Consider the following 9547-nt stretch of genomic DNA (forward strand, 5'->3'; position numbering starts at 1 on the left):
CGATTCGTCGTCGCGCGTCAATGCGCGACTCCACTCTCGTTATATAACGCACTCAGTCCAGGCAACAGGCTTTGTTCGGCATATGAGAGGTCAGGGAGAATTGCCCGTGTTCGGTCCCGTTTATCGGGAAGCCTGCTTCTTCGGCCGGTAGGTCTGGACGGCGTGGCCTGCTTCGAGTTCGCTGCGGCCGACGAGCTCCAGGTCGACGACGTCTCTCAGTCCCGCGAAGAGGTAGGGTCCGTGGCCGGCGATGCAGGGGTGGACGACGAATTCGAACTCGTCGATGAGGCCGAGTTCGGCCAGAGCCAGCGGCAGCGTCACTCCCCCTGTAGCGAGTCCCGTCACCGACTGTTCCTTGAGCTCGCGGACAGCGGTGCCGAGATCGCCGCGGATGAGTTCGGAGTTCCAGTCGACGCTGTCCAAGGTGCTCGAGACAACGTATTTGCGGGCCGGGTCGATGGCCGCGACGAACGGATCAAGGTCTTCCGCAGGGGTCGTGTCACCTTCGGGCCGGCGCCACGCGTCTTCCATCATCTGGTAGGTGATGCGACCGAAGATCAGCCCGTCGGCACGCTTGAGATTGTTCGCATGGTGAAGGTGGAAATCGTCGCTGATGACTCCGACGCGATGGTCGCAGCAGCCGTCGACGGTGACGTTGATCGAGTACCTCAGCTCGCCCATGGCATAAGAATAGACCTGGGCGGCCGCCGTCGGAAGGGGTCTCGGCGTTCAGTCCTCAGCGCCGTCCTGGTCTGGCTCCGGGGCTGCATTCTGCTCCGGTGCCAGTCCCAGCCATGACAGCACTTCGTCGGTGTGCTCGCCCAGATCAGGACCGAGGTGGTCGATCGCGATCGATTCGCCGCCGATGACCGGGGTGATGCCGGGGAAGGCGACGTCTTCGAGGACTTCTTCGCCGGTGGAGACGTCGAGGTTCTGGATCATCCCGCGAGCGGCGAGCTGCTCATCGGCGACGAGGTCCTCGGCCGTGTAGATGGGACCGGCCGGAACTCCGACGTCCTCCAGGGTCTCGACGACGTCCTCGACCGAACGCTGCGCGCACCACGCTCCGATTGCTTCGTCGAGTTCGTCCCGCCGCTGCCAACGACCGGCGTTCGACTGCAGTTCGGCATCCTCGGCGAGGTCGGGACGGTCGATCGCCGTCATCAGCCGCGGGAAGATTCCGTCACCGTTGCCGGCGATGACCACGGATTTCCCGCCGTCACAGAGGTAGCCGTTCGAGGGCGCGATGCCTTCCATCCGTCCGCCGGTGCGGGTGCGGATCTCGCCGAATGCGGAGTAGTCGGGGACGAGGGATTCCATCACGGAGAACATCGCCTCGTTGAGCGCGACGTCGACGGTCCGCTCCGACAGCGGGCCCTTGCCTTCGAAGCCGTGCGCGGATCCGACGACCGCCTCAGCGGCCCCGGCGATCTTCTGTCTCTGTCGGTCGAAGAGCATCATCACGGCACCGAACGCCGCCTGCATTCCGGCGATCGAGTCGCCGATCGAGATGCCCACGCGCACCGGCGGACGGTCGGGGTCGCCGACGAGTTCGCGGAAGCCGGAATATCCTTCGGCGACGGCGGCGAATCCAGGCCGGGACGACATCGGTCCGGTCTGGCCGAACGCTGAGATGCGCACGAACACAAGGTCGGGGTTCGCCTCTTCGAGCACATCGGGGCCGAGTCCCCACTTCTCGAGGGTGCCGGGGCGGAAGTTCTCGAGCAGGATGTCGCTGCGGCGGACGAGTTCGAGCACGGCCTCACGGCCCTCGTCGCTGCGCAGGTCGAGCACGACCGACTTCTTATTGCGGTTGATCGTGCGGTAGAGCATCGAGGTGTCGCCGGCTTTGAGCCGCCAGTTGCGCAGTTCGTCGCCGGTGCCGGGGCGTTCGACCTTGATCACCTCGGCGCCGAAGTCCGCGAGCATCCGCCCGGCGGTGGGTGCGGCGATGTAATTGCCGAGTTCGAGGACTCGCACACCGGAAAGGGGAAGTCGGTGCGTGCTCATGACGATGCTCCTAGTTGTGCGTGGTTCGGTTCTCCCATGGTGCCAGGTGCGGTGCCCGGATTCCCGGATATCCGCATCTTCAGATGATCCCGGGCCCCACCTCGCCGAGGCGGTCCGTACACGAACTGGTGAGCTTACCCCGGAGTGGCTCCCCGGTGAACTGCTTGATCCGCTGAGAATGATGTGAAGATCGTTCACCATTGAATAGATGCTGTGACTTTGGGGAATTTCAAGCAACTTCGCTTGAACCGCTGTTGTCGGGCGGACGTTCGTATCCGAGACTGTCAATCGAGTCGCAGACAGCGATGATTCGTCACCGAACAAGGAGTTGAACATGGAATCGAACGATTTCGCAGGCAACAACGACAACGGTCAGAACGACTTCGGCAACCAGCAGGGCGGCCTCGAGGGCCAGCAGGGCCAGGGCGGCTTCGGCGGCGACCAGGGTGGTCAGCAGGAGCAGGGCGGCTTCGGTGGCGGCCAGGAGCAGTCCGGCGGATTCGGCGGAGGCGACGACCGCGAACAGGGCGGACAGCCCGGCGGCCAGGAACAGGGCGGCTTCGGCGGCCAGGACCAGGGCGGTCAGGAGCAGGGTGGATTCGGTGGCGAGCAGGGCGGATTCGACGAGAACCGCTGATCTCAGCACCCACCTGATCCGGCGTCACCTCTGAGACGCGGGTCCCCAAGCACAAGCGGCGCACCATTCATAGGTGCGCCGCTTCGTGCATTCACTCGGTGACGGTCACGACCTGACGGTGCCGGCCGAGCCCTTCGAGCTCGAGTTCGACTGTGTCCCCGTCTGCCAGGTACGGGTACTGTCCGGACAGCGCGACGCCCTGTGGGGTGCCGGTGAGGATGACGTCTCCCGGCTCGAAGGCCATCGCCTGACTGAGCTGGACGATGATCTCGGCGACGGAGAAGATGAGGTCACTCGTCGACGAATCCTGTCGCGCTTCTCCGTTGACCCAACTGCGCAGCCGAAGGTCACCGGGGTCCACCTCGGCGGCGGGGCGAATCCACGGGCCGAGCGGGGTGAACCCGGGCAGGTTCTTCCCCTTCGACCACTGTCCCCCGGACTCTTCGATCTGCAGCCGCCGTTCGGACAGATCGTTGCCGAGCACGTACCCGGCAACGTTGTTGAGCCCCTCCTCCGCCGAGGCGGCTCTGAAGGTCCGCGTACCGATGACCACTCCGAGCTCGACCTCCCAATCGGCCTTCGTCGCATACGGCGGCAGTTCGATCGGGTCATTGGGGCCTGCGATGGTCGAAGGCATCTTGAAGAAGATGACAGGGCGCTCGGGAGGTTCTGCTCCGGTTTCGCGGGCGTGCGCGGCATAGTTCATGCCCACGCACACGATGGCAGAAGGCCTGGTCAGCGGTGCGCCGATGCGCATCTCGTCGGCACCGTCGAGCGTGCTGAGCTCCCCAGCGGCGAGCGCATCTCGTACGCGTCCGATGCCGTCGGCGGCAAAGAAGTTCGGATCGATGTCATCGAACAGTGAACGGAGGTCGAAGCAGACTCCATCGTGGCGGACTGCCGGAATCTCGTGTCCGATCGGTCCCAGTCGCAGCAGTTCCATGCGGTTCCTCTCTACTAGCTCCAGGCCACGTCGTTGTGACCTGCCGCCACGCTAGCGAAACCGCCGAGGCTTATTTGGAACCGCTCAAGTATTGGACAAACGCAACATCGCAGATACGCGGCGCATCAGGACCATCCCTCACTCGCAGTGCCGCACCGCCCCGTTCCTGCAGAGGGTTATGCCACCACGGGTGAGGGGTGCTTCGCAGCCTGTAGGACGAGCCACTTGCAGGGGGTTGTGGCCCTAACAGTGAGTGATGCCCGAAAGCCCCTCGGCGCATGTTCAGCAGGCGGGGCTCACACAGCACTCACACTGTCTGCTGGCGGATGTAATCGGCCTTCGCGCGGCGGGGCACGACAACGATCGGCACCGGAGAGTTCTGCAGGATCCGCATCGCGTAGCTGCCCAGAGACACTCGCTTGAGCGCACCCAGGCCAGAGGACCCGAGCATCATCACTTCCGGATGCTTCCACTCGACAGCAGCGAGCGCCGCGCCCCAATCTGCACCAGTGCCCACAACCACGTCGGTCTCACCAGGCTTGATGTGCAGCTGCTCGATCGAGCCCAGGATCTTGTCGGTGTCGCGCTGGACGGTCTTCGTCCATTCGTCGATGACGCGCGACTCCATGTCAAAGGGCACGTTCGCCGAGGCGACCACACGCGAACGCGGGGCGAACGAGGCGATGCGGAACGGCACGTCCGACTCCGCTGAAACCATCGCAGCACCAAGAATGAGATCCGCCGAGGTGGACGACCCCGAATACGCGGCCGTGATCCGCTCCAGCCGCGCCCCTGCAGGCGCTTCGAATCCGGCCGGGGCCAGGGCCACCGGAAGCCTGGCGCTGTGCAGCAGACCGTTCGACACCGACCCGAGCGCGATTTTGCCCGACTTCCCCTCCGACGACGGTCCGACGACAAGGCGATAGGCATCGGTCTTCTCGCACATCTCGAGCAGTCCGCGCCGTGAGACCGCGCGGAGTGGAGGACGCATTCGGACTCGATATCGCTGGGAATGAGCGCACGCGCTTCGTCGAGGGCCGCCTCTGCGACGGTGCGGAATCTCTTTTCGTACTGACTCTCGAAGTGCACGGGCGCCATCGGGAACGCGGCGGAGTCGACGGCAGTTGCGACGATCCGGCGCCGATAGGTGCGGGCGAGGACGATACCCAGCTCGACGGCGGCGCGGTTGTCCTGACCTGGGGCGAGACCGACGACGATGCTCATTTGGCTCCTCCTGTGGAGTCCGTTCCGGCGGATTCGGGATTGGTGGGTCCCGCCTCGGCGAGCTGCCGACCGAGGACGGAGGACTTGCGTCCGAAGATGAAGTACAGGCCCAGGATAAAGGCGGTCCAGATGATGAAGACGATGATCGTGATGAGCTGCAGGCTCGAGATGATCCAGAAGCAGCCGATGATCGAGAGCACCGGCAGGACGGGATAGAACGGGACCTTGAAACCGCGCTCGAGATTGGGTTCGCGCACGCGCAGGATGATCACGGCCAGGGAGACGACGACGAAGGCGACGAGGGTACCGATCGAGGTCATCTCGGCGAGGAAGTTCAGTGGGATGAAACCGGCGAGGACCGCGATGACGGCGGAGACGACGATCGTGCCCTTGACCGGGGTGAGCGTGCGGGGATTGACTTCACGGAAGAGCTTGGGCATCATTCCGTCGCCGGCCATTGTGAAGAGGATGCGCGATTGGCCGTAGATGGAGACCAGGGTGACGGAGAAGATCGAAATCACTGCTCCGGCGGCCACGACCGTGCCGGGCCACTGTGAGCCGACGATGTTCTCGAGAATGGCCGACAGTCCGGCGGTCTGTCCGTCGAACTCCTCCCACGGCTGGGCGGACAGGGCGGCGACGGCGACGAGGACGTAGACGGAGGTGACGATGATGAGGGCGGCGATGAGGGCGCGGGGCATCGTCTTCTTCGGGTTCTTCGTCTCATCACCGGCCGTGGCGACGGCGTCCATGCCGACGTAGCTGAAGAAGATCAGACCGGAACCGGCGACGACTCCGGAGATGCCGAAGGGGGCGAAGTCAGAGAAGTTGTCGGTGTTCCAACCGGTGACGCCGACGCAGACGAAGAAGATGAGGACGCCGACCTTGAGGCAGACCATGATCGCGTTGACGACGATGGATTCGCCGGTGCCGCGCACCAGCAGGAAGCAGCACATCGCGAGCAGCAGGATCGCCGGGAGGTTGACGATTCCGCCTTCTTCCGGCGCATAGGCCAGGGCATGCGGGATCTCGAATCCGAAGAGATTGAACAGCAGCTGGTTGACGTATTGCGACCAGCCGACGGCGACGGCGGCTCCCGCGACTCCGTATTCGAGGAGGAGACAGGCGGCCACGCCCATCGCCGGCAACTCACCGAGGGTCGCGTAGGCATAGGAGTAGGAGGAACCGGAGACGGGCACGGAGCCGGCGAGCTCGGCATAGCAGATGACCGCGAGGCCGGCGACGGCACCGGCGATGACGAATGACCAGATCACGGCGGGACCCGCCACCGGAACGGACTCGGAGAGGATGAAGAAGATGCCGGTGCCGATGGTCGAGCCGACGCCGACCATCGTCAGCGAGAACAGCCCGATCGTGCGTTTGAGATCGGTCTCGACGTCTTCCTTCTGCCGCGGCACCGGTTTGATCCGGAACAGCTGCTGTCGCAGTGTGGGCATAGTCAACTCCTGACATCATTGTCGGCTCGGTATACCTCGTCGCTTCGACTGTACTTCAGGATCACGACTCCGGCGGCGCCGAACTAGTGAAATCGTGAACCCGGGTCCGTGCAAGCACGACGGCCCGGCGGAATGCGCGGATTCTGCGGGGCACCCCCCAGCAATTACTACCTGACGGCGGCCCAGATACCTGGCGCCAGGTTGCTGAGCGCGTCCGGTAGTCCTGAGGCGAAATTTCCTCGCCGAGGTGGCGCTCCGCTGTCCGTGAATCCTAACCGCGGGTGCGGTGGTAGTGACGCAGTGCCTTGTCCCGTCCTCCGCAGGTCTGCATCGAACACCAACGGCGGCTGCGGTTGCGTGAGGTGTCGAAGAAGAGCCACCGGCAACCCGGACAGGACTTGAGTCGGTCGAGGCGGGATCCGGTGAGTTCGTCGCTCGCCGACTGGGCGAAGTAGGCGGTCAGTGCCGCCGCGCTCCAGCGCTGGGGCCAGTCTCTGGCGATCGCCCCTGAGTCGATCTGCCCTGCGGATTGCTGTGTGGGAGGACGGAGGCCGAACATCCGCAGTCCCCGGGCGTGCGCCTCGGTGATGGCGTCGAGGTCGCGCTGAGGCAAGGCGGCGCTTGAGGCGAGCGCATCGAAGACGTCGAAGACGTGCTCGCGGAATCGCCTCAGCTCCGCGAGGTCTCGCGCGGTGGGTTCCGCCTCGAAGACGAGTCCGAGCGAGGCCGCCCAGTCCGCAGCCGTTTCCGCCTCGGCCAACCAGTCGCGATCGCCAGCGGTGCGATCGGGAATCGAGTTGGTCAGCTCCAGGCACGGCGCGTTGCCGACGTGTTCGATATCCATACCGACACTTTACCATCTATCAGCTATTGACAGGTGAGAACCGAAGCATCAGACTTGACCATCTAAACTTCTTTTGCTGGTTGACTTAGGATGGCGATTGCCATGATCACCCCCTTCGGACGCCTTTGGGCGAGCGCCTGTTCGTCGAACCTCGGCGACGGGATCACCCTCACCGCACTGCCGCTCATCGCTCTTGCCGCGGGAGCCTCTCCCGGCGAGGTCGCCCTGGTGACGACGGCAGCGACGATCGCCTGGCCGCTGTGCGGTCTGCACGCAGGCTGGATTGTCGACCGACTGTCGCCGCAGATGCTGTTGACTCTGGCCAACGGCGCCCGCTGCCTCGCACTGCTCGGCCTGACTGCGGCAATTGTGCTCGATGCATTCGTGACACCGACTGTCATGATCACCGCCCTCATCTACGGTGTCGCCGAGACTCTCGTTGACACCTCACTCATCGCCGGAATCCCCCGCACCGTGACCGCCAAGCAGCTGACCGGGGCGAACGCCAAGATGGAGGCGACGATCAGCGTCGCCAATGAGCTGGCCGGCCCGCCACTGGCAGGCTTCCTCCTCGGTGCGGCCGGGCTGGCTGCAGCGGCAGTTGGTGGTGGACTCTACGCACTGGCCGCAGCGGCTGGACTCAGCCTGTTGCTGGCGATGCGGCGGCAGGCCACCCCTGCCATCGCGCGCGGCTCGGGCGCCGATGCCGGGAGCACCGAAGAGCAACCTTCTCTCCGGGTTAGAGACGGACTGCGCTACCTCTGGGCCGATCTCCTGCAGCGCGAGCTGACTATTCTCACGGCGGCGATGAGCCTCATCTGGGGTGCATGGACCGCGATCTTCGTTCTCTACGCCGTCGCGCCGGGGCCGCTGGGCCTGAGCTCTGCAGCCTATGGGTGGGTTCTTGCAGCGATGGCGATCGGCGGGCTTGCCGCTGCGGGGCTCGTCGAGCGTCTACAGACTCGACTTTCGACGACATTCCTCCTGCTCCTCGATTCGGTCGGCACAATACTGCTCGTCCTCCCGGCCGCACTCGGCGCACCGCTTCCGGTCATCGTCGCAGGCATGGTCCTTGCCGGTGCAGGCTCGACGATCTGGCGGGTCATCGTTGCGGTGATCCGGCAGAGGGCCACTCCCCTGCCGCTGCTCGGCCGCGTCTATTCGGCGTCGCGTGTCATCAGCTGGGGAGCGCTTCCACTCGGTTCCGCGCTGGCGGCCCTGGTCGTCGAAATCCTCGACATCCAGTCGGCCTTCCTCATCGCCTCAGCCGTGGCAGTCGCGATCTGCCTGTGGTTCGGCACCCGCTATCGGGGATTGCGTGCCCGTGTCGATGACCTCGAGGCCGCGGCCCGATCGGAACCCGCGCACTTTATTCAACCAAACGGTTGACTTCATCATTTCGATGGGCTTAGGGTTTTAATCAACCAACCGGTTGATTATAGATTCTGATATCGATGCACAGGAGGCTCCATGGCCGATCAGCTGTCCAAGGTCTTTGCGGCACTGGCAGACCCGACCCGTCGGGACATGGTCGCCCGCCTCAGCGTCGCAGACTCGACAGTGAACGAACTCGCCGAACCCTACGACGTCAGCCTGCAGGCAGTGTCGAAACATCTCAAGGTGCTCGAGGACTCCGGACTGGTCTCCCGCACCCGCGACGCCCAGCGCAGACCAGTCCACCTCGAAGACAATGTGTTCGATCTGATGACGAAGTGGATCGAAAGGTACAGACAACAGGCAGAGGAACGCTACCAACGCCTCGACGCCGTCCTCGAACAGATGAACGCGGACGAGGAAGCGAACAATTCGGACTCGAGCGCCGCCTCGGCGACGGGATCCGAAGGTACGTCAACCCACAGAAGATCACGCAAAGGAGCATGACATGACCACCACAGACACCGCAGCCGATTTTTCGACTCTCCAGCTCGACATTCCAGAGGGCGTACAGAGCATATCGATCACCCGCGACTTCGCCGCCACACCGGACAAGGTGTTTCGGGCGCACATCGACCCCGAGCTGTTCGTCAAGTGGTGCGGGCCGGACTCGATCACGAACACGATCCGCGAATGGAACGCGACAACCGGCGGGAACTGGAGCTACGTTTCAAACGATGATCGCGGCGAATATGCGTTCTTCGGTTCGTTCCACGAGGTGCGGGAGAACGAGCGCATCGTCCAGACCTTCACCTATGAGGGATTCGCGGACGCGGTCAATCTCGAGATCCTCACGCTCACCGACCTCGGTGACGGGCGGACACGGCTGATGTCACCTCGATCTTCGACTCGGTCGAGTCCCGCGACGGCATGGTCGCCTCGGGCATGGAGCACGGCATCGTCGAGGGCTACAACAAACTCGACCGCCTCCTCCTCGAAGCCTAATTACTACCTGACGCGCTCAGAACCTTGCGCCAGGTTGTCTGAGCCGCCGTCAG

The 9547-nt window shown here is 64.2% G+C and carries 10 protein-coding genes; 4 read left to right on the top strand and 6 right to left on the bottom strand.

Features of this window, described 5'->3' with window-relative positions; genetic code table 11:
* Nucleotides 1-120: 120 nt before the first annotated feature.
* Together AC2W7L_RS16835 and AC2W7L_RS16840 are read right to left on the bottom strand one after the other, a co-directional pair.
* Entirely contained in the window at nucleotides 121-681 is a 561-nt protein-coding gene (locus AC2W7L_RS16835) for a dihydrofolate reductase family protein (RefSeq protein ID WP_486005364.1), read from the bottom strand.
* A gap of 48 nt (nucleotides 682-729) precedes the next feature.
* Nucleotides 730-2010, bottom strand: coding sequence for a CaiB/BaiF CoA transferase family protein (locus tag AC2W7L_RS16840; protein ID WP_486005365.1), 1281 nt, complete (start codon nucleotides 2008-2010; stop codon nucleotides 730-732).
* A 334-nt stretch (nucleotides 2011-2344) separates the two neighbouring features.
* Between AC2W7L_RS16840 and AC2W7L_RS16845 the strand changes: the two genes are divergently transcribed.
* A complete protein-coding gene (locus AC2W7L_RS16845) occupies nucleotides 2345-2647 on the top strand; it encodes a hypothetical protein (protein ID WP_486005366.1) in 303 nt (100 codons plus the stop codon).
* A 91-nt stretch (nucleotides 2648-2738) separates the two neighbouring features.
* On the opposite strand, the gene AC2W7L_RS16850 is transcribed toward AC2W7L_RS16845, so the two are convergent.
* From AC2W7L_RS16850 to AC2W7L_RS16865, 4 genes are all read right to left on the bottom strand, one after another.
* Nucleotides 2739-3590 (bottom strand): fumarylacetoacetate hydrolase family protein, encoded by an 852-nt coding sequence (locus AC2W7L_RS16850; RefSeq protein WP_486005367.1) that lies wholly within the window; start codon nucleotides 3588-3590, stop codon nucleotides 2739-2741.
* Between the two features lie 307 nt (nucleotides 3591-3897).
* Nucleotides 3898-4581: a universal stress protein gene (locus AC2W7L_RS16855; RefSeq protein ID WP_486005368.1), complete on the bottom strand. Its 684-nt coding sequence runs from the start codon at nucleotides 4579-4581 to the stop codon at nucleotides 3898-3900.
* 229 nt (nucleotides 4582-4810) lie between these two features.
* Nucleotides 4811-6271 (bottom strand): APC family permease, encoded by a 1461-nt coding sequence (locus AC2W7L_RS16860; RefSeq protein WP_486005369.1) that lies wholly within the window; start codon nucleotides 6269-6271, stop codon nucleotides 4811-4813.
* A 271-nt stretch (nucleotides 6272-6542) separates the two neighbouring features.
* Entirely contained in the window at nucleotides 6543-7115 is a 573-nt protein-coding gene (locus tag AC2W7L_RS16865; RefSeq protein ID WP_486005370.1) for a CGNR zinc finger domain-containing protein, read from the bottom strand.
* 102 nt (nucleotides 7116-7217) lie between these two features.
* On the opposite strand from AC2W7L_RS16865, the gene AC2W7L_RS16870 reads away from it, so the two are divergent.
* The 3 genes from AC2W7L_RS16870 to AC2W7L_RS16880 all read left to right on the top strand — a co-directional run.
* Nucleotides 7218-8504, top strand: coding sequence for an MFS transporter (locus tag AC2W7L_RS16870; RefSeq protein WP_486005371.1), 1287 nt, complete (start codon nucleotides 7218-7220; stop codon nucleotides 8502-8504).
* Between the two features lie 81 nt (nucleotides 8505-8585).
* The gene (locus AC2W7L_RS16875) at nucleotides 8586-8996 is read left to right on the top strand and encodes an ArsR/SmtB family transcription factor (RefSeq protein ID WP_486005372.1); all 411 of its coding nucleotides are present in this window, start codon (nucleotides 8586-8588) and stop codon (nucleotides 8994-8996) included.
* 1 nt (nucleotide 8997) lies between these two features.
* On the top strand, nucleotides 8998-9547 hold a 550-nt coding region (locus AC2W7L_RS16880; RefSeq protein ID WP_486005373.1), incomplete at its 3' end, for an SRPBCC domain-containing protein.

The sequence above is a fragment of the Brevibacterium sp. LAARM3_SD1 genome (genome assembly GCF_057364765.1).

What these genes read in the sequence shown, in the direction of transcription:
- AC2W7L_RS16835 (WP_486005364.1), bottom strand. Translation starts at nt 681, where the DNA reads ATGGGCGAGCTGAGGTACTCGATCAACGTCACCGTCGACGGCTGCTGC.
- AC2W7L_RS16840 (WP_486005365.1), bottom strand. Translation starts at nt 2,010, where the DNA reads ATGAGCACGCACCGACTTCCCCTTTCCGGTGTGCGAGTCCTCGAACTC.
- AC2W7L_RS16845 (WP_486005366.1), top strand. Translation starts at nt 2,345, where the DNA reads ATGGAATCGAACGATTTCGCAGGCAACAACGACAACGGTCAGAACGAC.
- AC2W7L_RS16850 (WP_486005367.1), bottom strand. Translation starts at nt 3,590, where the DNA reads ATGGAACTGCTGCGACTGGGACCGATCGGACACGAGATTCCGGCAGTC.
- AC2W7L_RS16855 (WP_486005368.1), bottom strand. Translation starts at nt 4,581, where the DNA reads ATGCGTCCTCCACTCCGCGCGGTCTCACGGCGCGGACTGCTCGAGATG.
- AC2W7L_RS16860 (WP_486005369.1), bottom strand. Translation starts at nt 6,271, where the DNA reads ATGCCCACACTGCGACAGCAGCTGTTCCGGATCAAACCGGTGCCGCGG.
- AC2W7L_RS16865 (WP_486005370.1), bottom strand. Translation starts at nt 7,115, where the DNA reads ATGGATATCGAACACGTCGGCAACGCGCCGTGCCTGGAGCTGACCAAC.
- AC2W7L_RS16870 (WP_486005371.1), top strand. Translation starts at nt 7,218, where the DNA reads ATGATCACCCCCTTCGGACGCCTTTGGGCGAGCGCCTGTTCGTCGAAC.
- AC2W7L_RS16875 (WP_486005372.1), top strand. Translation starts at nt 8,586, where the DNA reads ATGGCCGATCAGCTGTCCAAGGTCTTTGCGGCACTGGCAGACCCGACC.